Here is a 22,837-nt window from a genome sequence, read left to right as displayed (position 1 = left end):
GCGGTCGGAAAGCGGGCTCAGGCCCGGAGCGGGCGTTCGAGCAGCAGCAGGCGCAGGGCCAGGCCGAACAGCAGGCCGGCCTGCAGGCGGTCGAGCCAGCGCAGCGAAGGGCCGCGTTCGCGGAGCAGGCGCGTGGCCGCCCCCGCGCCCAGGCCGAGCAGCCCGTGGAAGAGCAGCGCGATCGTCGAGAGCGTGAGCCCCAACACGAACAGCTGCAGGCCCACCGGCCCACGTGCGGCATCGACGAATTGCGGCAGGAAGACCAGGAAAAACAGCAGCGCCTTGGGGTTGAGCAGGCTCACGCCGATCGCGGCCTCGAAGGCGCGCCGCAACGAACCCTGCGCCTCTGCGGTCGGCACCGCGGTGCGCCGCGTGCGCAGCGCCTTGATGGCCAGCCACACCAGGTAGCCGGCGCCCAGCCAGCGCAGCGCGTCGAAGGCCGGCGGCCAGGCCGCGAACAGCGCCGCCACGCCGGCGCAGACCAGCCCGGTCATGGTCAGGTCGGCGACGAAGATGCCCGCCGCCGACGCCAGCCCGCCGCGCACGCCCAGCGACAGGCTGTGCGAGATCACCAGGGCCATGTTGGGTCCCGGGGACACCATCAGCCCGAGCACCGCGACGGAAAACAGGGCGAGCGTGGCGAGGGTCGGCATTCGGTTCGGTCGCCACGGGTCGAGGGCTGCGGTGGTCGTCATTACAGTCTCGACAGCCCCGGGCCTCTAGTGTCCAATGAGACATCTTTCGTGCGGATACGGACATGGCCGATTTCGAGGTGCTGGTCCTGGACGGCACCAATCCCAGCGGCGTCGCGATGACGCGCGACATCCTGGCGGCCGCGGCGCTGTTCGCGGCAAAACAAGGCGATCCGGCGCCGACCTGGGGCTTCTATTCGCCGCTCGGCGGGCGCGTCGCGCTGCAGGGCGGGCTCAGCGTCGAGACGCGGCGGCTGCCCGGCGGCAGCGGGCGCCGAGGCGCGACCCTGCTGATCCCGGGCCTGTGGGTCGGGCACGCACGCGAGCTGATGAAGCGCCTCGAAGCCGACGACTGCCGGCGCGCGATCCGCCGCATCGCCGCGCACGTCGCCGACGGCGGCCAGGTCGCGGCCTCGTGTTCGGCCGTTTTCTTGCTGCAGGCCGCCGGCGTGCTGACCGGGCGCCAGGCGACCACGACCTGGTGGCTGGCGCCGGAGCTGGCACGCATCGCGAAGGACACGCAGGTGGCGGCCAACCGCATCCTGTGCGTGGACGGGCCGGTGATCACCGCCGGCGCCGCGTTCGCGCAGTCCGACGTGATGCTGTACCTGCTGCGCAAGCGCTTCGGCGCAAAAGTGGCCGACGGCGTATCGCGCGTGCTGCTGCTGCACGAGCGCAGCGAGCAGGCGCAGTTCGTGCTGCCCTCGATGCTGGCCAGCGGCGACGCGCTGGTCACGCGCCTCACCGAACGTGTCGAAACCGCGCTGCCGTCGGTGCCGTCCGTGCCCGAGCTGGCGCGCGAGCTCTGCGTTTCCGAGCGCACGCTCGGCCGCCACGTGCGGCGCGCCACCGGCATGGGAACCAGCGACATGATCCAGAGCATCCGCCTGCACCGCGCCCGCAGCCTGCTGCAGAACACACGGATGGCCATCGAGCAGGTCGCGGCCGCCGTCGGCTACCAGGACGCGACCGCGCTGCGCCGCCTGATGCGCAAGGTCGGCGGCGCCACGCCGCGGCAGTTCCGCAGTTCGGCCGACGTGGGCGCCAAGGCATGAAGATCGCCATCAACGGCGCGGGCATCGCCGGCGCGGCGCTCGCGTATTTGCTGAGCCGGCAGGGCCACGAGGTTCTGCTGGTCGAACAGGCGCCCGCGCTGCGCACCGGCGGCTACGTACTCAACCTCTGGGGCGTCGGCTACGACGCCGCCGAACGCCTGGGCGTGCTGCCGCGGCTGCTGGCCCTGCAGCATCCGTCCGACGAGCTGCGCATGGTGGATGCCCAGGGCCGGACCCGCGGCGGTTATCCCTCGCAGGCCCTGATCGACCTGGCCCGGGGGCGCATCATCAGCGTCGCGCGGTCCGACATCGCGGCCAGCCTCTACGGACGCCTGGGCGACCGCGTGGAAACCGTCTTCGGCGACAGCATCGCCAGCATCGACGACGACGGGACCCGGGTGCAGGTCGGCTTCGACCGCGGCCCGGCGCGCGAAGTGGACCTGGTGGTCGGCGCCGACGGGCTGCATTCGCGCGTGCGCCGCACGGTGTTCGGGCCGCACGCCGGTTTCCAGCGGTCGATGGGCTGCCACGTGGCCTCGTTCGAAGTGGCGGGCTACCGGCCGCGCGACGAACGCATCTACGTGGCGCACACCGCGCCGGGGCGCTACGTCGCGCGCTTCTCGGTGCGCGACGACCGCACGCTGTTCTTCGTGCTGCTGCGCGACGAATACCTTCCCGGCCCGACGCCCACCGACGAGGCCGGTCGCAGGGCCGCCCTCGGCGCCGCGCTGTCCGGCATGGGCTGGGAATGCCCGGCGATCCTCGCGGCGCTGGGCCGCACGGACGACCTCTACTTCGACAGCATCAGCCAGGTGCGCATGGACACGTGGGCGAAGGGACGCGTGGTGCTGGTCGGCGACGCGGCCGCCTGCCCCTCGCTGATCGCCGGCACCGGCGCCGGTTTCGCGATGGCCGAAGCCGCCGTGCTCGCGGGCGAACTGCAGCGCCACCCCGGCGACCTGCCCGCCGCGCTCTCGCGCTACCAGGACCAGCTGAAGGCCTTCGTCGCCCGCAAGCAGACCTATGCCGAAAGCCTGGTCGGCTCCTTCGTGCCGAAGACGGCGCTCGGCGTGCGTGCGCGCGACGCCGCCACGCTGCTGATGCGCCTGCCGGCCTTCCCGAAGCTGCTGATGGGCCGCTACCTGCGTGACGACGTCGTGCTGCCGGACTACGGCCTCTGACGCCCACCACAGGGGACCGCGGCGGGTGTGGTCGATCTGTCGCGTAAGCTCGGCGTAAAGCAAACAGAACTCCCGGACCGCCCATGCCCTCCACCGACATCCGCGACGCCCACGCCAACGACACCCACCGCCTCGCCGACTGGGCGGTGGCGATGGCCTGGGAAACCGAGCAGAAGAAACTCGACCCCGACACCGTGCGCCGCGGCATCCGCGCCGTGTTCGACGAGCCCGGCCGCGGCCGCTACTTCGTCGCCGAACGCAACGGCCAGGCCGCCGGCACGCTGATGATCACCTACGAATGGAGCGACTGGCGCAACGGCGACTGGTGGTGGATCCAGAGCGTCTACGTCGCGCCCGAACACCGCCGCCAGGGCGTGTACGCCGCGCTGTACGCGCACGTGAAGAAACTGGCGCAGGCGCGGCCCGACGTCTGCGGCCTGCGGCTCTACGTCGAACACCACAACGCCAACGCCCAGCGCACCTACGAATCGCTGGGCATGGCCGACGCCGGCTACCGCATGTACGAAGCGGCGCTGCGCCGGGGCTGAGGGGCTCAGTCCGCCGTGGGCGCGGACACACGCCGGTAGCTCACCGGCGGGGCATCCTCTTCGGTCTCGCCGGTCGCCGCGTTCGGCGCATAGACCTCGTCGCGGCGGTAGCGCGCATCGCTTTCGAATTCGACCCAGAACGAATCCTGGTGCCAGCCGCCGGGCTTCTGCAGGCCGGTGCCGTCGACGAAGGCGAAACTGATCCGCTCCGGGTCGCCGTCGTCCACGCGCTGGAGACGCGGCTGGTTGCCCTGCGGGCAGTAGTGGGTGGCCAGCAGGCGGTCGCCGTCGAGGTGGTACATCGTGATCGACTCGCGCCCCGGGGCGAGGGTCCAGGTTTCCACCAGCACGCTGCCGCCGGCGCTGAGCCGGTAGTCCACGGTGTGCCTGCGGCCGTTGGCGAACTCGCCTTCCCATTGGCCCTGCAGCTTCGACAGCGCGGCGAAGGCTTCGGCGGCGGTTTCGTCGGCAAGCGCGACCGAGGGCAGGCACAGCAGCAGGGCGAGGCTGATGCGGAGCGGGCGCATGGTGGTCTCCTGGGTGGGCCGCGACAGCATAGCCCGGGCGCGTCCGGCGCCGTCCACGGGGCGCGGCGATGCATCGGCGACAACACGCTGTTCGCCGCGGGCCGCTCCCGGTGGCAGCCGGGCAGGCGCAGACTTCCGCCCTTGCCCCGGCCTGCCAGAGATCTCCGATGAGCCCCACCGACGACTACCGCATCGCGCTCGACGAGGCCCGGCGCTTCGCCGACCGGTTCCTTTCCAGCCTTCCGGAGCGGCCGGTGGTTCCAGGGTCGATCCCGGCCGCGCCGCCCGTGCCGGAAGGCATCGGCCAGGCGGCCGCGTTCGAGTTCCTGGCGCGGCATGTCGAGCCCTTCCTGTCGGCCTCGCCGGGGCCGCGCTATCTGGGCTTCGTCACCGGCGGCGCGACGCCGGAGGCCGTGGCGGCGGACTGGATCTCCAGCGCCTGGGACCAGAACGTGTCCAACCACGTCGGTTCGATCGCGGCCAGTCTCGAGGCATCGACTGTGAAGGCGTTTGCGCAGCCCTTCGGGCTGGATGACCGTGCGCACGGCCAGTTCGTCAGCGGCGCGACCGCGGCCAACCTGGTGGCGATGGCCACCGCCCGGCAGTGGGCGCAGCAGGAAGCGGGGGCGCTGCCGACGGTGTTCGCCGGCGCCGCGCATTCGAGCATCCTCAAGGCGATGGCGATCACCGGCATCGGGCGCCAGCGCCACGTGCCGGTCGCGACGCTGGCCGGACGCACGGCGGTGGATCCCGACGCGCTGCGCATCGCGCTGGCGGGTCACGCGGGACCGAAGATCGTCGTCGCCAGTGCCGGAGAAGTGAACACCGGCGACTTCGACGATCTGGAGAAGGTCGCCGATGCGTGCAGGGAAGCCGGCGCCTGGCTGCATGTGGACGGCGCTTTCGGCCTGTTCGCCGCGCTCGATCCCTCGCTGCGCCATCGTGTCGCCGGGATCGCGCGCGCCGATTCGGTCACGGTCGACCTGCACAAGTGGCTGAACGTTCCCTACGACAGCGCGATCGCCTACACCACGCGGCCGGACCTGCAGCGGCAGGTGTTCGCCGCCTCGTCCGCGTACCTGGGCGACGACCCGGACCCGCTGCACTACACCCCGGAGAATTCCCGGCGCTTCCGCGCGCTGGCCGCCTGGATGGTGCTGGCGGTACGCGGCCGCGAAGGCATCGCGCAGTGGGTCGCGGCGAACTGCCGGCAGGCGCGCGCCTTCGCCGCCGGCCTGCGGCAGCTGGGCCTGGTGGTGCTCAATCCGGATGTCCCGTTGAACATCGTCGCGTTCGCTCCGGCCGCCGAGGGGGCCGCCGCGCGCGACGCCCTGCTAGGCGCCATCAACGCCAGCGGCGCGGCCTTCATGACGCCGACGGTGCTGCATGGCCGCCCGGGAATCCGCGCCGCCTTTTCGAACTGGTCCACCACCGACGCGGACGTCGCCCGCATCCTGGAAACGATCGCGGCGCTGCCCCGCGCCTAGCGCAGGGTCTCGCGCCAGGCCTGGAACATCAGCACGCCCCAAAGGTGGGTGTGCCATTTGCGCTGGCCTGCCTGGAATTCCTTCCAGATCGCGCGGATCGGCGCGGGCTCGAAGTGGCCCTCCTCGCGCAGGCGCTGTTCGGAAAGCTGGGCTTCGGCCCAGCCGCGCAGCGGGCCGCGCAGCCAGTCGCCGACAGGGGCGCCGAAGCCGGCCTTGCTGCGGTAGACGAGTTCGCGCGGCAGGTAACGTTCGAGCAGGCGCTTGGGCAGCACCTTCAGTTCGCGCTCGCGCCACTTCATCCGCAGCGGCAGCGACCAGGCGAACTCGGCCACGCGCCAGTCCAGCAGGGGCGCGCGCGCTTCCAGCGCTACCGACATGCTGGCGCGATCGACCTTGGTCAGGATGTCTTCGGGTAGATAACAGGCCGTGTCGAGCGCCATCAGCGCGTCGCCGGCGGTACCGGTGCCGGGCATCGCGGCCGGATCGTCGTAGGCCGTGACCAGGCGTCTTGCGCCCCGCACCACCGCTTCGGGGCGCCGCCACTGGCTGACGCGCAGGCGCGCCTGGCCCTGCAGGTCGCCGGTGGCCAGTTCGGCGCGCAACGCGGCCAGGCCGCCGAGGCGCGCGGCTTCGCCGGGGTCGCCGGCGAGTTTCGCCAGCGCCGTACGCGGCAGCCGGCGCAGCAGCGCGTCGTTCTTCAGGGTGCGCGCATAACGCCGGTAGCCGAAGAACAGTTCGTCGCCGCCGTCGCCCGACAGCGCCACCGTCACGTGCTGGCGCGTGAGCCGGCACAGCAGGGTGGTCGGGATCTGCGAGGAGTCGGCGAAGGGTTCGTCGAAGATGCGCGGCAGCCCCGGCACCAGGTCCAGCGCGGCGCGGCCGTCCACGTGCAGCGGCGTGTGCGCCGTGCCCAGGTGGGCGGCGACGGCGGCGGCCTGGGCGCTCTCGTCGTGCACGGCGTTGTCGAAGCCGATCGAGAAGGTGCGCACCGGCCGCGACGACTGCGCCTGCATCAGCGCCGTCACCAGCGAGGAGTCGGTGCCGCCGGAGAGGAAGCTGCCCAGCGGCACGTCGGCTTCCATGCGCAGGGCGGTCGCATCGCGCAGCAGGACATCCAGCTGGTCGAGCGCATCGGCTTCGCTGCCCGCGAAGCCGCGGGCGATGGCGGCGCGCTGCGCATCGAGCGCGCTCCACCACGCGCGCGGCGCGGGCAGGTCGCCCGACATGATCGCCGCAGCATCCAGCCGCAGCAGGTGCCCGGCCGGCAGCTTGCGCACGCCGCGCAGGATGCAGTGCGGCGCCGGTATGTAGTCCAGTCGCAGCAGCAGGGCCAGCGCGTCGGGTTCGACCTCGGCGCGGAAACCCGGCAGCGCGCGCAGCGCCGCCAGTTCGCTGCCGAACACCAGGCGGCCGTCGCTGAGGCCGTAGTACAGCGGCTTCTTGCCCAGGCGGTCGCGCGCCAGCCAGAGCGTGCGCTCCTGCCGGTCCCAGGCCGCCAGCGCCAGCATGCCGTTGCCGCGCGCCAGCGCCGCTTCGACGCCCCACTGCGCGATCGCCGCCAACAGCACCTCGGTGTCGGAATGGCCGCGGAAGCGGTGGCCGAGGGCCGCCAGTTCGGCGCGGATCGCGCCGTGGTCGTAGATCTCGCCGTTGAAGGCGATCACCCAGCGCTGGTCGGCCGACACCATCGGCTGGTGGCCTTCGGGGCTGAGGTCGACGATGGCCAGGCGGCGGTGCGACAGCACCAGGCCGGCGTCCGCGTCCGCCCAGGCGCCGAAATCGTCCGGCCCGCGGTGCGCGATCGCATCGCCGAGCCGGTGCCCGAGCGCGATCAGCGAAGGTTCGTCCCTTCCGCCCGGGAACCAGGCGCCGGCGAGGCCGCACATGCCGCGGTCAGCCGGCGGCCGCGCGGGCGGCGCGGCGGCAAAGCGGCGAAAGCTGCGCCGACCTCATGGCTTGTCCGTGGCCACGGGCTTGGCGGGCGCATCGGCCACGGCCTGGCCGTTCTGCAGCAGCCACAGCATCACGGTCTTCTGGCGCACGTAGTTGGCGCGGACGTAGGCGTAGACCAGGCCGTGCCAGCCGTCGAGGAAACCGCCGCGCAGCAGGTAGCCGCGCCAGAAGCGCCAGGCCGGCGAGACGATCAGCTTGGCCAGCGAGGCGCGCTTGCCGCGCGCGAAATCATGCTCGGCCATCATTCGCGCGTACTTCTGCGTCTTGGCCAGCTGCTGTTCCAGCGAACGGTAGGGATAGTGGATCAGGTCGCCGCGCAGGGTCTTCACCGCGCCGTCGACGCTGGCGGCCTCGTGGATCTCGCGCTTGCCGCGCCAGCCGCCGCGGCGCCGGTCGAACAGGCGCAGCACGCGGTCGGGATAGGCGTTGCCGTGGCGCAGGAAGCGGCCGAAATAGTCCGACAGCCGGGCGAAGCGATAGCCGGCCGCGCCCTCGAAGCCGCCCTCGCGCGCGGCCACCAGGCTGGCACGCAGCTCCGGGCTGACCCGCTCGTCGGCGTCCAGGCACAGCACCCAGTCGTGCGTCGCCTGCTCCACCGCGAACTGCTTCTGGCTGCGGAAGCCGTCGAAGGGCCGCTGCAGAACGCGTGCGCCGGCCGCGCGGGCGATCTCGACCGTGGCGTCGGTGGAGAACGAGTCCACCACCAGCACCTCGTCGCAGAAATCCAGCGAGGCCAGGCAGTCGCCCAGGCGTCCGGCCTCGTTGAAGGCGATAATGCAGGCCGAGAGACGCGGCGGGCTGGCGGAGGAAGGGCTGATGGCGGACTACCTGTTGTTCGCGACCGAACGATATGCGCTGCCCATTCTGGGGCCGCTGGCGGAAACGCTGCAAGCCGCGGGGCACGGCGTTTCCGCCCTGTTCGTGCGCGGCGCGGCCGGTTCGGCGCTGCCGGCGCCGGTGCGGGCGGTGGACGTGCGCGGCGCCGTGGCCCTGAAGCCGCGCGCGGTGTTCAGCGCCGCCAACGACGTGCCGACCTTCGTCTCCGGCGCCAAGGTCCAGCTCTTCCACGGCTTCAACGTCGAAAAACGCGCCGACACGCGCGGACATTTCCGCGTGCGCGGCCTGTTCGACCTGTACTGCACGCAGGGACCGCTGACCACCGCGCCCTTCCGCGAACTGGCCGCGCAGCTCGGCCATTTTGCGGTGGTCGAAACGGGCTGGCCCAAGCTCGATCCGCTGTTCCGCGGTGAGGATCCGGAGGCGGCGGCGCTGCGCGCGCGCGCCGGCAGCCGACCGGTGGTGATGTTCGCCTCGACTTTCACCGAACGCCTGAGCGCCGCGCCGGTGCTGCTGCACGCCATCGCCGCCGAAGTGGCGAAGGGCGACCGCTACTGGCTGCTCACCCTGCACCCCAAATGCGCGCCGGAGCTGTTCGACCGCTACCGCGCGCTGGCCGGACCGAACGCGCACTTCGTCGAACCCGAGCAGCTCGTGCCCGCACAGCGCGCCGCCGACGTGCTGCTGGCCGACACCACCTCGGTGGTCTCGGAGTTCGTGGTGCAGCGCAAGCCGGTGCTGACCTTCCGCAACCGCGCGCCCAAGCCGCACATGCTCGACTTCGACGATCCGGCGGGGCTGCCGGCGATGCTCGAACGCGCCTTCGCGCCGACCGCCGACCTGCAGCGCGCGCTCGCCGACTACGCCGACGCCATCCACCCCGCGCGCGACGGCCGCGCCAGCGAACGTGTGCTGGCCGCGACCGAGGCCCTGCTTGCCGGCGAGCTGGGCGCGCTGCGGCCCAAGCCCTTCGGCGCATGGCTGCGCGGCCTGCAGATGCGCCGGGAGCTCGGCTACTGGGGTTTCGGCGGCTGAAGCCGCGGCGCGGCCCGGTCCATCGGCGCCCGGTGCAAATCCGGCGCCGGGCAGGTCAGCGCGGCCGGCCGACTTCGAGCAGGAAGATGCCCTCACCGCCTTCGCGGATGCCGTAGCCGAACTGCATCGGACCGATCCAGGAATCGAAGCCGAAGTAGACGCTGCCGTGCAGTTCGGCCTCGCCGTCGCCCAGGTCCTGGCCGGCGAGCCAGCTCTGGCCGTATTCGAGCGTGCCACCGAGCACGGCCGGCCGGCTCAGCACGCGGCCCAGTTCGTAGGTGTAGCCGCCGTAGGCCAGGGCGTAGTTGTCCACCAGGCGTTCGTTCGGCCGGTAGCCGGCGAAGCGGGTGAGGCCGCCGAGCCGGAACTTGCTCTGGATCGGGATGAAGTCGTCGTCGGAGTCGTGGTAGCGGAAGCCGACGAAACCCGAGTGCTTGCCGATGGCCTGGGCATGGATCAGGTCGAAGTTGCGCTGCACGAAGTTGGCGTCGGCGCCCAGCGCCTCGCGCGACACGAGCCCGCTGAGTACGGCATAGGTGCCCGCGCGCGGCAGGTAGGTGCTGTCGATGCGGTCGTAGACCAGGGCCAGCTCGGCCTCGCCCTGGTCGTAGCTCAGGTCCTCGAACAGCGGATCGCCCAGTTCGAGCTCGGCCTTGCCCTCGCGCCGGCGCAGGGTCAGCGTGGCGGCGCCGTGGTTGCCGTACTCGCGGCCGAAGGACAGCTCGCCGCCCCAGTTCGGCGCGCGGTAGCTGGCGGTGCGTTTCCCGGTGACCGGGTCGTAGACACTGAACTTCGGGCTTTCGACGCCGGCTGCGGCGCCGAAGAAATACTTCCCCTGCACGCCCAGCGGCTGGTAGTAGTCCACCAGCAGGCCCGGCTCGTCGCCGATCTGCAGCAGGCCGCGCACTTCGCCGCCCTGCGGATTGAGCGGCGCGCGCAGCACGCCGGCGCGCAGGTTGAAGAAGAAGTCGCCGCCGAAGTCCGAATACAGGCTCAGGCCGGTCTCCAGGTAGTTCGGGCCATAGCTGTGCGGGATCACGGTGACCACGACGCCGGTGCCGGCGTCTTCCTGCACCAGGTCGTAGGTGACCAGGTCCAGGGTGTCCAGGCCGTAGATGCGCTGCAGGTTGCGCTGCAGGCGCTCGGTGTCGAGCGGCTGGCCGGGCGCGATGTCGATCTTCGACAGCAGCACTTCGTCGGCGTAGCGGCTGCGGTTGTCCAGGCGCACGAAGGCGATCACCGGCGGCGCGCTGTCGATCGCCGGGCGCGTCGCCACCTGCGCGCGGTAGGGTTCGGCACCGAGCGCCAGCGCCGCGAGTTTCGGGCGGGCGGCGTCCAGCGAGGCTTCGCCGATGCGCATGGCCTCGTCGAGTTTGTCGAAGCTGGCGGTGCCGACCTCGACGCCGAGCGCCGGCCGCACCAGCACGTCGTCCGGGCCCAGGGTGGCGATCTGCGCCTTGGCGCTGCCGACAGTCATGAAGCCGCTGATCTGGTCGACGATCTCGAAGGGGCTGGCGCCTTCGTCGAGCTTGAGCAGGGGCGTGCTGACGTCCACCGCGATCACGCGTTCGGCGCCCATCGCCCGCACCACGTCCACCGGCACCTGGTTGGCCAGGCCGCCGTCCACGAGCAGCTGCTCGCCGCGCTGCACCGGCCGGAACACCGCCGGGATGGACATGCTGGCGCGCATCGCCAGGGCCAGGTTGCCGTCCTCGAGCACCACCGGCTGGCCGCTGTTGAGGTCGGTGGCGACGGCGCGGAAGGGAATCGGCAGGTCGTCGAAGTGGCGGCGCGTGGCCACCGGCTGGGTCAGCCGTTCGAGCAGCAGCAGCACGCGTTCGCCCGAGAGCACGCCGGGCGCGATCTTGATGCCGTCGTTGCCGATGCCCGGTTTGCCGGCGATCAGCGCCAGGTCGTCGTCGCGCTTGCGGCGGAAGGAGCGCTCCGGGCGCTCGACGCGGTCGTTGAACATCTGCGTCCAGTTCATGGCCCGCAGTTCCTTCTCGATCCGATCGGCCGACATGCCCGAGGCGTACAGGCCGCCGATCAGCGCGCCCATGCTGGTGCCGGCGATGCAGTCGACCGGGATGCGCTGGCGCTCGAGCTCCTTGAGCACGGCCACGTGGGCGAAACCGCGGGCGCCGCCGCCGCCCAGCACCAGACCCACGCGCGGCCGGCCCAGGTCGCCGGCGGGGCCGCAGGAGGTCATGGCGGGACCGGCGTCGGGCGGCGCGACGGTGGACGCGGCCTGGCCGAAGGCGCTGGCCGCGGGCGCGCACAGCAGGAGGACACAGGCGAGCCGTCGCATCGTCGTCATGGCGGAATCCTTGCGTGGGCGCGGACGCGGCGCCCGATCGCCGGGAAGTCTAGCCTGCACGGCCGTGCGCCCGGCGTCGTCGCGGACGCGGCGCGGGCTGCGGTTCAGGCGCGTGGAATCGGGCGCCGTCGCGCCGACGTCACTGGCGCGCTCAGGCGCGCAGCACCGTGCGCGGGTCGCGGCCGGCGGGGCAGTGGTCGTAGGTGACGGGAATGCCGTGCGCCCCGAGCACCGCGGCGAACTGCCGCTGGCGCATCTGGAAACGCTCGAAGGCGCGCGCCAGCTGGGCCGGGTCGGCCGAGGCCGGCGCGAAGCCGCCCTCGTTCCAGGCTTCGGCGTCGAGCAGGGCCATGCGCACCTCGCGGCCGACGTAGCGCGCCAGCGGTTCCGGCGGCGCATCGAGCCACTGCTCGGCCTCGGGCATCAGCAGGGCGGTCTCGACCAGGGGCCAGAGAGGAGCGAGGCCGGCGTGTTCGTACTGCAGGGCCATCATCGCCGCGAGGTCGTTGAGGGTGAGCAGGCGCGCGTGTTCGACCGGCGCGGCGAAGCCGTCCTGCGCGCACAGCGCGGTATCGGCGCCGGCCATGCCGGTGTCGAGCAGCACCTGCTCCAGCCGATCGCCGACCGCGGCGACGAGCCCGGCGTCGCCGCGCAGCAGCAGGGGCAGCAGGCGCAGCGGGCCCGCCGCGTGCTCGGGGTCGGGGCGCAGCGGCGGCGGCAGGCCATCGCCGCCGGCGCCGAAGCCGATCACCCGGCCGCCGGCCGCACCCGGCGCGCGTGCGACCAGGCGTTCGAGCTCGGCGTGCAGCGGGTAGCCCGGCCGCAGCAGCTCCACCGGATCGAACAGCGCCGCGACCAGGCCCAGGTCCAGCTGTGCGGCCTCGGGCACGAGCTTGGCCAGGTCGCGCGCCGCCAGCGCCGCCAGCTCGCCGGCCGCGGCCGGATCCAGGGCGGTGCGGGCGGCCCGGGTGCCGGGCGTGAGCTCGAGCGCGAGTGCGCCGAGGCAGCTGAGGACGGTCTGGGGCATGGGCATACGGTGGCGTCGGGTTATGATCGGCATCATACCCGCCGCACCCCGGAAGGCCGCCCCGCAGGCCGCCCGGTGCGGGGTTTCCCGAGGTGCCCGCGTCCGCCGCGGCGGCACCCGACCGTCTCGAGCCAAGGAGTGTTTCGATGCAGCCCACCCGTCGTGTCGCCATCCTCGGCGGCGTCCGCATTCCCTTCTGCCGCAACAACACGGCCTACCACGACGTCGGCAACCTCGGCATGTCGATCAAGGCGCTGGGCGCCCTGGTCGAGAAGTTCAAGCTGCACGGCGAAGTGCTCGGCGAAGTGGCGCTGGGCGCGGTGCTCAAGCACAGCAGCGACTGGAACCTGGGCCGCGAGGCCGCGCTCTCGTCCGGCCTGTCGCCGCTGACGCCGGGCATCACCATGCAGCGTGCCTGCGGCACCGGCCTGGACACCGTGGTGGATGTCGCCAACAAGATCGCGCTCGGCCAGATCGAGGCCGGCGTGGGCGGCGGCAGCGACACCACCTCGGACGTGCCGATCGTGGTCGGCAAGCGCCTGCGCCGCCGCCTGCTCGACGCCAACATGGCCAAGACCTTCGGCCAGCGCCTGAAGGCCTTCAAGGGCTTCAAGTTCCGCGAGCTCAAGCCGGAATTCCCGGGCGTGGGCGAACCGCGCACCGGCAAGTCCATGGGCGAGCACTGCGAGATGATGGCCAAGGAGTGGCAGATCCCGCGCGAGGCGCAGGACCAGCTGGCGATGGAGTCGCACAAGAAGGCCGCGGCCGCCTACGAGCGCGGTTTCTACACCGACCTGGTGGCGCCGTTCCGCGGCCTGGAGCGCGATAACATCCTGCGCCCCGACACCTCGCTGGAAAAACTCGCCACGCTCAAGCCCGCCTTCGACAAGACGTCGGGCCAGGGCACGCTGACCGCAGGCAACTCGACGCCGCTCACCGACGGCGCGTCGGTGGCGCTGCTGGCCTCGGAGGAATGGGCGGCGGCGCGCAACCTGGAAGTGCAGGCGTATCTGGTGGACGCGCAGGTCGCGGCGGTGGACTTCGTGCACGGCGAAGGCCTGCTGATGGCGCCGTGCTGGGCCGTGCACACCCTGCTCAAGCGCAACAATCTGACCCTGCAGGACTTCGACTTCTACGAGATCCACGAGGCCTTCGCGGCCCAGGTGCTGTGCACGCTCAAGGCCTGGGAAGACGAGGAGTTCTGCAAGACCAGGCTCGGCGCCGACAAGGCCCTGGGCAGCATCGACCGCAGCAAGCTCAACGTGGTCGGCAGTTCGCTGGCGCTGGGCCATCCCTTCGCCGCCACCGGCGCGCGCATCGTCGCCACCGCCGCCAAGCTGCTCAAGGAAAAGGGCCGCGGCCGCGTGCTGATCTCGATCTGCACCGCGGGCGGCATGGGCGTGGCGGCGATCGTCGAACGCTGATGAAAAATCCGGGGTCAGAGTCGATTTAAGTTCTCCGGCCCCGCGCTCTAATGGAGCGCGGCGAACTTAAATCGACTCTGACCCCGGATGTCAGGGCGGCAGCAGCGGGATGCCGTGCTCGTTGCGCAGTTCGGCGACGGCCTGGTCGGCGATCTGGTCGCGCAGGCTGCGGCCGCCGAGCGCCAGCGGCGCGTCGCCGCGGGCCAGGCGCAGGGCGTTGGCGTAGGCGATCTGGGCGCGGGCGGCGTCGTCCTGCGCGGTCCAGACGTGGCCCAGCAGCTCCCAGGCCTCGGCGCCGCCGCCGTGGGCGAGCGCGCGGTGCAGGAAGTCCTCGGCCTTGCCCCAGAGCTTCTGTTCGCGGCAGATCTGTCCCAGCGTGACCAGCAGGGCCGGGCTCGTGGCGTGGGCCGACAGCCAGGCTTCGGCCCGGCCCAGGCGTAGGCCGGCGTCGCGGCCGCCCGGCAGCTGGCCGTACAGCCGCGCCAGGTCTTCGTCCCAGCCCGCCGCCAGCGCCGAGGCGATCGCCTGCAGGCCGTAGTCGTCGAGGTTGAGCTGGGCCGCGCGCCGGGCAAAGGCCGCGGCGACCGGCGTGGCCAGCTGCAGCCGCTGCGGCAGCGCCTGCCAGCGCTGCATCAGCGTGTCGGCCTGCGGGGCCTGGGCCAGGCCGGCGGCGGTGAGGTCGAGTTCGAGCTGGGCCAGCGCCTCGGGCGGCAGGGCCTGGTCGCGGCGCAGCGCATTCAGCGGCGCCTGCGCGTCCTGGGCCCGGCCCGCGCCGGCCAGGGCCCGCGCCTGCAGCAGCAGCCCGCGCGGCGGGAGGGTGGTGCCGGCGCCGGCCAGCGCCGCCAGGGTTTCCTCGTGGCGGCCGGCTTCGGCCAGGCGCGCGGCCTGTTCGAGCGCGGCGGCCTGCGGGTCGTGCGCCAGCAGGGCCGCCTGGTGGCGGGCCGCCGCCTCCACATCGCCGCGGGTCACGGCGGCGCGGTGCGCGGCCAGCAGGGCGGCGCTGCGCAGGTCCTCGTCTTCGGCGGCGCGGGCCAGCAGCGACTCGGCGCGCTCCCAGCGGCCCTGGTGCAGGGCCTCCAGGCCGTTGACCAGGCGGTTGCGGGCCTGGCGGCGCGCGTGCCGCTGCCAGGCGCGCAGCGGCAGCCGCAGCAGCCACCACAGCGCCCACAGCAGGAACCAGAGCAGGCCCCAGGCGAGCAGGAAATAGGCCAGCGTGGTCGTGTAGGTCAGACCGCGGAAGCGCACGACCACGTCGCCCAGGTCCTGCGAGAACCAGTGCCAGGCCAGCGCGCCGGTGACCGCCAGCGCCAGCCACAGCAGCAGGCTGCGATAGAGGTTCACCGCGACGGACCCCGGCCCTGGCGCAGGTCGCGCAGCTGCTGCAGGCCGGCGCCCTGCACGGGCAGGTCCGGCACCAGGGTCAGCCGGCCGAGTTCGAGCAGGCGGCCGCGGTGTTCCTGCAGCGCGTCGTTTTCGGCGTAGAGGCGGCGCAGCCACTGGTCGATGCGCTGAAGGCCGGCGCGGAAGCCGGCTTCGTCGCGACGGTCGAGCGCGGTGCGGGCCAGCGCCAGCTCCAGGCCGAGCGCGGCTTCGCCGGTGGCGCGGTCGGCGGGCGAGATCAGGTCCTGGGTGCTGCTCGGGCGGATCTGCACGACCGCGTCGAGCATGCGCTGCCAGCCGGAGCTGCCGGTGCCGGCGCGCGGTGCGCCTGGCGCGCGGCTGGCCAGGGTCGGCAGGCTGGCCTGCAGCGCGTCGAGTTCGGCGGCGGCGATGCGGCGCGGGTCCGCGGGCAGGGCGCGCAGGGCCGAGAGCTCCTGGCCCAGGGTCTGGCGCAGGTTGATGAACTGCGGATCGGTGAGCGGGGCGAGCGTTTCGCGGGCCATCGCGGTCGCGCGGATCGCGCCCTCGACGTCGCCGGCGATCACCAGCCGGGCCTGGGCCAGGCTCAGCAGCAGCTCGACCTCGTCCAGGCGCAGGGCTTCGCGGCCTTCGCTGGCCTGGGACGAGAGTTCGCGCAGGTTGTCCTCGAGGATGGCGGCGCGCTGGCCGACGCCCAGCACCTCGTCGCGCAGCAGGCCGGTGCGCGCGCGGGTGTCGCTGAGTTTCTGTTCCAGGTTCTGCTGGGTGCGGCGCAGCGTGACCAGGCCCTGTTCGGCGTCGAGCAGGCGTGCGTCGAGGGCTTCGGGGCTAAGGTCCGGCGCATCGTCGGCGCTGGGACGCAGCGTCGGCCAGGCGCGCCAGGCGGCGTAGGCGCCCGCGGCCAGGACCAGCACAAGCAGCAGCCAGCCCAGGGCGCCGAAGCGGCGGTGGGCGGTCGGGGTTTCGGAGGAATCGTCCAGCACGGGGTCCATTGCCGACAGAGAACGCGAATTCACGCGCAATCCTACCGGAAGCGACCCTGCGCCACATCGGCGGCGAGTGCGGCCAGCATGCGTGAAGGGATCGCGCTGGCAGCGGTGACGATGGACTGGAAGCCCTGCCCCGCCAGCATCACCGCCAGGCGCGGGCTGCTGGCGACCACCGGCCGGGCGCGCAGGCGCTCGCGGTCGGCGGCGGGCAGCGGCGCCCAGAGCACGTCGAAGGCCTCGGCGCTGCTGACCAGCAGGGCGCAGGCGGCGGGCGCGTCGACCGCCGCGCGCAGGCGGTCGCTGCGCGGCGGTGCGGCCTCGCGCTGATAGACCGACGCCAGGTGCACGCGCGCGCCGCGGTGGGCCAGGGTTTCGGCGATGACGCCGCGCCCGCCCGGCGCGGTCACCAGTCCGATGTCGCGGCCGGCGACCTGTTCCAGCGCCGGCAGCGCCAGCAGCGCTTCGGAATCGGCGCGCCCGCTCGGCGCCAGCGGCGCCGGCACGCCGCTGCGCCGCAGCGCCGCCGCCGTGCCCGCGCCCACCGCCAGCCAGCGCTGGCCGGGCCGTGGCCGCAGCGGTGCCTGCCGCGCGGCGAAACGCACCGCGGCCGGGCTGGTGAACACGACGTCGTCGCAGGCCAGCGCTGCTGCCAGCGCCACCCCGGCGTCCAGTGCCGCCAGCCGCAGGGTCGACAGCGGCAGCACGCGCGCGCCCAGCGCGGCGGCGGCGCGCCGCACCGGCGCATGGCCGCCCGAGGGGCGCAGCGAGATGACGTACCATCCCGCCAGGAGGGGTGTGGACCGCGGCTTGGCCATGGCGCCAGCTTGGCACAGCCTTTCTGCGATCTGAATCCATAGAGTCCGCACCGCATGTCGAACCCCCTGGACGACCTCAACGCCCACTACCAGGCGATGCCGCCGGTGGCGGCCATGCGCATCCGCGCCACCGCCTTCGACGGCGAGCGCCTGCAGCTGCACGCGCCCCTGGACGCCAACGTCAACGACAAGGACTGCGCCTTCGGCGGCAGCCTCGCCAGCCTGATGACGCTGGCCGGCTGGGGCCTGCTGACGCTGAAGCTGGGGCAGGCCGGGCTGCAGGCCGAGGTTTATGTCGCCGACAGCCAGCTGCGCTACCTGCGTCCCCTGTACACCGACCTGCGCGGCGATGCCGCCCTGGCGCCCGACGTGGACTGGGACGCGGTGCTGCGCGCCTTCCGCGAGCGCGGCCGCGCCCGCGCCAGCGTGATGGCCTGGGTCCACGGCCCGGAAGGCGAAGTGGTGGCCGAGCTCGAGGGCCGTTTCGCCCTGCTGCGGCCGGCGTGATGCCCCGCCGGCGGCAATGTGCATAATGCGGCCATGACCACGTCCCGCCTGCACCGCCTCGTCGCCCTGCTCCTGCTGGTGCTGCTGACCGCCTGCGGTTCGATGGGCGCACAGCGCAACCCGCGCGACCAGATGCTCTACCACTACGTCAGCGCCATCCGCTGGAGCGACTTCGACAAGGCCGCGGCCTTCATCGACCCGAAGGTGCTCGAGGAGCGGCCGATCACGTCCCTGGAGCTCGAGCGCTACAAGCAGTTCCAGGTCTCGGGTTACGACGTGCGCTCCGGCCGGGAGCCGGCCGAGGGCGAATACGAGCAGGTCGTCGAGATCCGCTTCGTCAACCGCCACACCCAGGTAGAGAAGATCGTCACCGACCACCAGCACTGGCGCTACGACCCCGAGGCCAAGCGCTGGTGGCTGACCACCGGCCTGCCCAGGCTCGACGGCGGCTGAGCGGTTTTGCCCCCGGCGGCGGCGGCGCCCATAATGCCGGCCCCGCTGCCCGGAACCGCCCCGACATGGATCGCCTGCTCGACTTCGCCCAAGCCAACCCCTTGCTGTCCCTGGCCCTGCTGGGCCTGACCCTGGCGATCGTCTACACCGAAATCCGGCGCCTGTTCCGCGGCTACAAGGCCGTCAGCCCGGCCCAGCTCACCGAGCTGATCAACCGCGAGGACGCCCTGGTGCTGGACCTGCGCGGGCAGGGCGATTACGAGAAGGGCCACATCATCGGCGCCAAGCACGTGCTGCCCAGCCAGATCGAGCCCGAAGGCAAGCTGCTGGCCAAGGCCAAGGAGTCGCCGGTGGTGCTGGTGGACGCCGCGGGCATCACCGCCTCGGCCGCCGCCGAGAAGCTGGTCAAGGCCGGCTTCAAGCGCATCGGCGTGCTCGACGGCGGCATCGGCAGCTGGCAGTCCGCCGGCCTGCCGCTGGCCAAGGGCCGCTGAGCCCCCGAGGCCGGGGCCGGGCGGGCGTGCGATAATCGCCGCCCTTTCATCCGTCACATCATTCCGGAGTTGCCGTCATGGCCGAGCAGAACAATGGTGCCGCTGGCGCCGAACAGGCGCAGTTCACCATCCAGAAGATCTACGTCAAGGACGTGTCCTTCGAGGTTCCGGGCGCGCCGCAGATCTTCAACGAGCCGGGCCAGCCGCAGCTTGAGCTCAACCTCAACCAGAAGGTCGGCCGCGTCGCGGAGGGCCTGTTCGAAGTCGCGCTCGGCATCACCCTGACCTGCAAGCTGGGCGAGAAGACCGTGTACCTGGCCGAGATCGAGCAGGCCGGCCTGTTCGGCCTGGCCGGTTTCGACGACCGCACCCTGGACATGATGCTCGGCACCTACTGCCCGAACGTGCTGTTCCCCTACGCCCGCCAGACCATCGGCGAGCTGGTGTCGCAGGGTGGTTTCCCGCCGTTCTACCTGCAGCCGATCAACTTCGAGGCGCTGTACGCCGAAGGCCTGCGCCGTCGCGCCGAGGCCGCCCAGGGCGGTCCGGCGCTCGAGGCCGGCAACGCCTGATCCCCGCGGCGCCGATGAGCACCGCAAAACCGGCGGTCGCCGTACTCGGGAGTGGCTCCTGGGGCACGGCGCTTGCATCGCTGATCGCCCGCAATGGTCATCCGACCACGATCTGGGGCCGCGACCCGGCCCAGATCGCGTCGATCAACCAGCGGCACGAGAACACCCGCTACCTGCCGGGCGTACCCCTGCCCGAGTCGCTGGTCGCCACCGGCGATCTCGCGGCCGCCGTGGCCGGCGCCGACCTGGTGCTGGTGGTCACGCCCAGCCACGCCTTCACCGAAACGCTGAAGCTGCTCGCCCCGCATCGCCGCGCGCAGGCCGGCGTGGCCTGGGCGACCAAGGGTTTCGAGCCCGGTTCGGGCCGGTTCCTGCATGAAGTCGCCGGCGACGTGCTGGGCGACGGCGTGCCGCTGGCGATCGTCACCGGCCCTTCCTTCGCCAAGGAGGTCGCGCAGGGCCTGCCGACCGCGGTGACCGTGCATTCGGACGACGAGGCCTTCGCGCTCGAGGTCGCCGAAACCCTGCACGGTCCGACCTTCCGCGCCTACACCGGCAACGACATGCTCGGCGCCGAACTCGGCGGCGCGATGAAGAACGTGCTGGCCGTCGCCACCGGCGTCGCCGATGGCATGAACCTGGGCCTCAACGCCCGCGCCGGCCTGATCACGCGCGGCCTCAACGAGATGCTGCGCCTGAACGTCGCGCTGGGCGGCCGCGCGGAAACACTGATGGGCCTCGCCGGCCTCGGCGACCTGGTGCTGACCAGCACCGGCGACCTGTCGCGCAACCGCCGCCTGGGCCTGGCGCTCGGCCGCGGGCAATCGATCAAGGAAGCGGTGGCGGCGATCGGCCAGGTGGTCGAGTCGGTGCAGACCGCCGACGAAGTGATGCGCCTGGGCGAACGCCACGGCATCGAGCTGCCGATCTCGGCCCTGGTGCGCGAGGTGCTGCACGAGCGCATTACGCCGATCGAAGGCCTCAAGCGGCTGCTCGCGCGCGAACAGAAGCCCGAATACGCCGAGGGCCTGTTCGAGGAGTGAGCGGCGGCCAACCTGGCGCAAAAAGAAAAGCCCGGCGGGAGCCGGGCTTTTCGCTTGTAGCGGTGCCGCGTTGGATCAGAAGCTGGCGCGCACGCCGACCAGGTAGGTCTCGCCGCCGTCGCCGAACTCGACTTCGCCGGTCAGGCCCCAGGTCTGGGTGAACTTGTACTGGGCGCCGACGGTGCCGCTGAAGTCGCCGTCGAAGTCGCTGCCGTCGATGTAGTTGGCCTTGATCAGGCCCTCGAAGCTGTCGGTGAACGAGCCGCGCAGGCCGACCGAGGCGCGGTAGCCGTCGATGCTGCCGGCGCCCGGCAGGTCGATGTCGGAGTTGATGTAGGCCAGCTCGCTGATCAGGTCGAGGTTGTCGGACAGGCCGTGGCCGTAGCCGACGCCGATCTCGTAGTTGTCGACGTCGACGTTGACGTCGTCGATTTCGATCTGGTTGTACGCGCCGAGGCCGTAGAAGCCGGACTCGCCGAACTCGAACGAACCACGCACGCCGAAACCATCGGCATCCACGCCGCCGTCAGCCTGGGTGTTGAGGTACGCGCCCTCGACGTAGGTGTAGCTCAGCTTGTCGTCGGCCTGGGCCGCGAAGGGAACGATGGCGACCAGGGCCAGGGCAAGAAGGGAACGCTTCATGGGAACTTCCTTTTTCGATTTTGGGAACGCTCGTGGGGGAGCGCAGGGGCCGAGTATGGGAAGTTCAACGTAACGAGAGATTAACGAGACGGACTTTTTCCGCGCCCCCTGTCGTCAGTCATGCATGGCCGCATCGACGAATCCGGACTGTCGCCACGCCTCGAACACCGCGACCGCCACCGCATTGGAGAGATTGAGGCTGCGCTGGCCCGCGCGCATCGGCAGGCGAAGGCGGTTTTCCGGCGCAATACGCGCGATCACGTCGTCGGGAAGGCCGCGCGTTTCCGGCCCGAACAGCAAAGCATCGTTGCGCTCGTAGGACACGCGATCGAATCTTTTTTCAGAACGCGCGCTGAATGCGAACAGGCGCGGCATGTTCAGGAAACGCAGGCATTCGTCGAGCGAGGCGTGCCGGTGCACGCGCGCGAATTCATGGTAGTCGAGGCCCGCGCGCCGCAGCTTGGCGTCCTCGAGATCGAAGCCCAGCGGCTCGACCAGATGCAGGCCGGCGCCGGTATTGGCGCACAGGCGGATGATGTTGCCGGTGTTGGGCGGGATTTCCGGCTGGAACAGGATGACGTCGATCATCCGGCGATTATTGCCGGACGCAGCCGCGCGGGCATCAGCCGGCGCAGTGCAGGCGACGGCTGATCAGGCCCAGGTCGCCGGGCATGCGGGCCAGGCCCAGGCGGCCGGCAGGACGCGGCGACTCGCTGCAGTCGATGGTGCTGGAAACCACGCGCTCCAGTGTCTCGCCCAGCGCGGGCGGCTCGTGGGCGGCGGCCGCCAGGGCCACCGCCAGCAGGGGCAGGGCGAACAGGCTGCGGTGCATCGCGGTGGAAAGGTTGGCGGTCATGGCGGGGCTCCTCGGTGTCCTGGGCAGATCACAGCAGGAACCGTGCCAGCCCTCCGAGTCCTTTGGGATCAACGGCTTGGCGAGCGCTTCAGACTGTCCGCGGCCGTCCGGACTCAGGCCCGGACACGGCAGGCGGACAGGGGGGCGCCGGCGAACGCCCGCCACTGCGGCTCGCCGGCGTCGACCGCCGGGGCCGGGAACTCGATGCGCGCCAGCAGCTGCGAACCGCCGTCGTCCGCGCGCAGGTTGCTCAGGCCCTCGAAGCGCAGCAGGCGCTGGCTGTCGCGGCCGTAGGCGACGTCGATGTGCGGCGCGATCCAGCCCAACCAGCCGCCCAGCCGCAGCCGGAACAGTTCCGCCGGCTCACCGCCGAACCGCGCCGCGCCAATCCGCGACACCTTGAAGCCCAGGCTCTCGAGCCGCGCCGGTACCGCGAAGCGCAGCGGCACCGATTCGCCGGCCAGCAGCGGCCGCCAGTTGCGCCGGATGAATTCGTCGAAGCCGGCGTCCGCCACCGTCTGCGGATGCGCGCGCAGCGGCGCGCTGCGCTCGCTCCCGCCCGCGCTTTCGCGCACCCACACGGTGTCGCCGGCACTGCCGCGGCGCAGGCCTTCGCCGTAGCCGTCGCGGGCGTCCTCGAGGCTGAAGGACGGCGCCTGCGCCGAGGCCCGGTAGTCGACCCGCTTGCGCGCGAACGCGGTGCCGTCGCTGCAGCGGTACAGCACGAGGCGTTCGAGCACCTGGCCGTCACGGCGGCGCACGAGGTGCTGCTCGCGATAGAGCAGTTGATTGCTGTCCGGATCGCGCGCCAGTCCTTCCTCGAAGCTGATCGCCGCCTGCGCGGAGGGGACCGCGCACAGCAGCGCGAGCGCGCCCACGGCCGCGGCGCCCCAGCTTGCGCCGACGCGGGCAGCGCGCGCGCGGACGCCGTCCCGAGGAGGGTCGCGGTTAGCGTCCATGAACAGACGGTGGCGTGCGGAGCGCAGGTCCATGCGGCGACTATGGCCTCCGGCCTAGTGTATGC

General features: G+C 72.1%; 24 protein-coding genes. 11 read left to right on the top strand and 13 right to left on the bottom strand.

Annotated elements, in window-relative coordinates:
- Positions 1–17: 17 nt before the first annotated feature.
- Complete coding sequence (locus E1B00_RS12875; protein ID WP_220396288.1) at positions 18–695, bottom strand: LysE family translocator; 678 nt, start codon at positions 693–695, stop codon at positions 18–20.
- A 62-nt stretch (positions 696–757) separates the two neighbouring features.
- Here E1B00_RS12875 and E1B00_RS12870 point away from each other — a divergent pair, with 62 nt between their 5' ends.
- The 3 genes from E1B00_RS12870 to E1B00_RS12860 all read left to right on the top strand — a co-directional run bounded on the left by E1B00_RS12870 (position 758) and on the right by E1B00_RS12860 (position 3,476).
- Positions 758–1,747 carry a GlxA family transcriptional regulator gene (locus E1B00_RS12870; RefSeq protein ID WP_139449411.1) on the top strand — a complete coding sequence of 330 codons (990 nt, stop codon included), beginning with the start codon at positions 758–760 and terminating at the stop codon, positions 1,745–1,747.
- Entirely contained in the window at positions 1,744–2,928 is a 1,185-nt protein-coding gene (locus E1B00_RS12865; RefSeq protein WP_139449409.1) for an FAD-dependent monooxygenase, read from the top strand. Before E1B00_RS12870 ends, E1B00_RS12865 begins: the two co-directional genes overlap by 4 nt.
- 83 nt (positions 2,929–3,011) lie before the next feature.
- Complete coding sequence (locus E1B00_RS12860; RefSeq protein ID WP_139449407.1) at positions 3,012–3,476, top strand: GNAT family N-acetyltransferase; 465 nt, start codon at positions 3,012–3,014, stop codon at positions 3,474–3,476.
- A gap of 5 nt (positions 3,477–3,481) precedes the next feature.
- On the opposite strand, the gene E1B00_RS12855 is transcribed toward E1B00_RS12860, so the two are convergent.
- Positions 3,482–4,003 (bottom strand): hypothetical protein, encoded by a 522-nt coding sequence (locus E1B00_RS12855; protein ID WP_139449405.1) that lies wholly within the window; start codon positions 4,001–4,003, stop codon positions 3,482–3,484.
- Positions 4,004–4,170: 167 nt separating this feature from the next.
- Here E1B00_RS12855 and E1B00_RS12850 point away from each other — a divergent pair, with 167 nt between their 5' ends.
- Positions 4,171–5,490: a pyridoxal phosphate-dependent decarboxylase family protein gene (locus tag E1B00_RS12850; protein ID WP_139449403.1), complete on the top strand. Its 1,320-nt coding sequence runs from the start codon at positions 4,171–4,173 to the stop codon at positions 5,488–5,490.
- On the opposite strand, the gene asnB is transcribed toward E1B00_RS12850, so the two are convergent.
- Entirely contained in the window at positions 5,487–7,376 is a 1,890-nt protein-coding gene (gene asnB, locus E1B00_RS12845; protein WP_139449401.1) for an asparagine synthase (glutamine-hydrolyzing), read from the bottom strand. The genes E1B00_RS12850 and asnB overlap by 4 nt on opposite strands.
- A 63-nt stretch (positions 7,377–7,439) precedes the next feature.
- The gene (locus E1B00_RS12840; protein ID WP_139449399.1) at positions 7,440–8,261 is read right to left on the bottom strand and encodes a glycosyltransferase family 2 protein; all 822 of its coding nucleotides are present in this window, start codon (positions 8,259–8,261) and stop codon (positions 7,440–7,442) included.
- Between E1B00_RS12840 and E1B00_RS12835 the strand changes: the two genes are divergently transcribed.
- Positions 8,257–9,315, top strand: coding sequence for a CDP-glycerol glycerophosphotransferase family protein (locus tag E1B00_RS12835; protein WP_176693271.1), 1,059 nt, complete (start codon positions 8,257–8,259; stop codon positions 9,313–9,315). The two genes, E1B00_RS12840 and E1B00_RS12835, sit on opposite strands and share 5 nt — an antisense overlap.
- 55 nt (positions 9,316–9,370) lie before the next feature.
- Here E1B00_RS12835 and E1B00_RS12830 read toward each other — a convergent pair whose 3' ends face one another.
- Together E1B00_RS12830 and E1B00_RS12825 are read right to left on the bottom strand one after the other, a co-directional pair.
- Complete coding sequence (locus E1B00_RS12830; RefSeq protein WP_139449397.1) at positions 9,371–11,632, bottom strand: patatin-like phospholipase family protein; 2,262 nt, start codon at positions 11,630–11,632, stop codon at positions 9,371–9,373.
- A gap of 151 nt (positions 11,633–11,783) precedes the next feature.
- A complete protein-coding gene (locus E1B00_RS12825) occupies positions 11,784–12,659 on the bottom strand; it encodes a hypothetical protein (protein WP_246048707.1) in 876 nt (291 codons plus the stop codon).
- A 146-nt stretch (positions 12,660–12,805) separates the two neighbouring features.
- Here E1B00_RS12825 and E1B00_RS12820 point away from each other — a divergent pair, with 146 nt between their 5' ends.
- Complete coding sequence (locus tag E1B00_RS12820; RefSeq protein ID WP_139449393.1) at positions 12,806–14,083, top strand: acetyl-CoA C-acetyltransferase; 1,278 nt, start codon at positions 12,806–12,808, stop codon at positions 14,081–14,083.
- A gap of 90 nt (positions 14,084–14,173) precedes the next feature.
- On the opposite strand, the gene E1B00_RS12815 is transcribed toward E1B00_RS12820, so the two are convergent.
- From E1B00_RS12815 to E1B00_RS12805, 3 genes are read right to left on the bottom strand one after another with little or no spacing between them, the layout of a single operon-like run.
- Positions 14,174–15,424, bottom strand: a complete 1,251-nt coding sequence (locus tag E1B00_RS12815; protein ID WP_139449391.1) for a heme biosynthesis protein HemY — start codon at positions 15,422–15,424, stop codon at positions 14,174–14,176.
- Positions 15,421–16,458, bottom strand: a complete 1,038-nt coding sequence (locus tag E1B00_RS12810) for a uroporphyrinogen-III C-methyltransferase (RefSeq protein ID WP_139449389.1) — start codon at positions 16,456–16,458, stop codon at positions 15,421–15,423. Before E1B00_RS12810 ends, E1B00_RS12815 begins: the two co-directional genes overlap by 4 nt.
- Before the next feature lie 8 nt (positions 16,459–16,466).
- Positions 16,467–17,246, bottom strand: a complete 780-nt coding sequence (locus E1B00_RS12805; RefSeq protein WP_139449387.1) for a uroporphyrinogen-III synthase — start codon at positions 17,244–17,246, stop codon at positions 16,467–16,469.
- Between the two features lie 54 nt (positions 17,247–17,300).
- Here E1B00_RS12805 and E1B00_RS12800 point away from each other — a divergent pair, with 54 nt between their 5' ends.
- From E1B00_RS12800 to E1B00_RS12780, 5 genes are all read left to right on the top strand, one after another.
- Positions 17,301–17,753 carry a YiiD C-terminal domain-containing protein gene (locus tag E1B00_RS12800; RefSeq protein ID WP_139449386.1) on the top strand — a complete coding sequence of 151 codons (453 nt, stop codon included), beginning with the start codon at positions 17,301–17,303 and terminating at the stop codon, positions 17,751–17,753.
- A gap of 33 nt (positions 17,754–17,786) precedes the next feature.
- Complete coding sequence (locus E1B00_RS12795) at positions 17,787–18,206, top strand: hypothetical protein (RefSeq protein WP_139449384.1); 420 nt, start codon at positions 17,787–17,789, stop codon at positions 18,204–18,206.
- Between the two features lie 65 nt (positions 18,207–18,271).
- Positions 18,272–18,700: a rhodanese-like domain-containing protein gene (locus tag E1B00_RS12790; protein ID WP_139449382.1), complete on the top strand. Its 429-nt coding sequence runs from the start codon at positions 18,272–18,274 to the stop codon at positions 18,698–18,700.
- 77 nt (positions 18,701–18,777) lie between these two features.
- Positions 18,778–19,272 carry a protein-export chaperone SecB gene (secB, locus tag E1B00_RS12785; RefSeq protein ID WP_139449380.1) on the top strand — a complete coding sequence of 165 codons (495 nt, stop codon included), beginning with the start codon at positions 18,778–18,780 and terminating at the stop codon, positions 19,270–19,272.
- A 14-nt stretch (positions 19,273–19,286) separates the two neighbouring features.
- Entirely contained in the window at positions 19,287–20,315 is a 1,029-nt protein-coding gene (locus tag E1B00_RS12780; protein ID WP_139449378.1) for an NAD(P)H-dependent glycerol-3-phosphate dehydrogenase, read from the top strand.
- Positions 20,316–20,390: 75 nt separating this feature from the next.
- On the opposite strand, the gene E1B00_RS12775 is transcribed toward E1B00_RS12780, so the two are convergent.
- From E1B00_RS12775 to E1B00_RS12760, 4 genes are all read right to left on the bottom strand, one after another.
- A complete protein-coding gene (locus E1B00_RS12775; RefSeq protein ID WP_139449376.1) occupies positions 20,391–20,957 on the bottom strand; it encodes a porin family protein in 567 nt (188 codons plus the stop codon).
- Between the two features lie 114 nt (positions 20,958–21,071).
- Positions 21,072–21,545: a tRNA (cytidine(34)-2'-O)-methyltransferase gene (locus E1B00_RS12770; protein WP_139449374.1), complete on the bottom strand. Its 474-nt coding sequence runs from the start codon at positions 21,543–21,545 to the stop codon at positions 21,072–21,074.
- Positions 21,546–21,579: 34 nt separating this feature from the next.
- Positions 21,580–21,813 carry a hypothetical protein gene (locus E1B00_RS12765; RefSeq protein ID WP_139449372.1) on the bottom strand — a complete coding sequence of 78 codons (234 nt, stop codon included), beginning with the start codon at positions 21,811–21,813 and terminating at the stop codon, positions 21,580–21,582.
- A 113-nt stretch (positions 21,814–21,926) separates the two neighbouring features.
- On the bottom strand, positions 21,927–22,805 hold the full coding sequence (locus E1B00_RS12760; RefSeq protein WP_139449370.1) for a hypothetical protein: 879 nt from the start codon (positions 22,803–22,805) through the stop codon (positions 21,927–21,929).
- Between the last annotated feature and the right edge of the window lie 32 nt (positions 22,806–22,837).

It is taken from the genome of Arenimonas terrae, from assembly GCF_006265115.1.
GTDB classification, from domain to species: Bacteria; Pseudomonadota; Gammaproteobacteria; order Xanthomonadales; family Xanthomonadaceae; genus Arenimonas; species Arenimonas terrae.
This window is presented reverse-complemented; position numbering and strand designations above follow the sequence as displayed.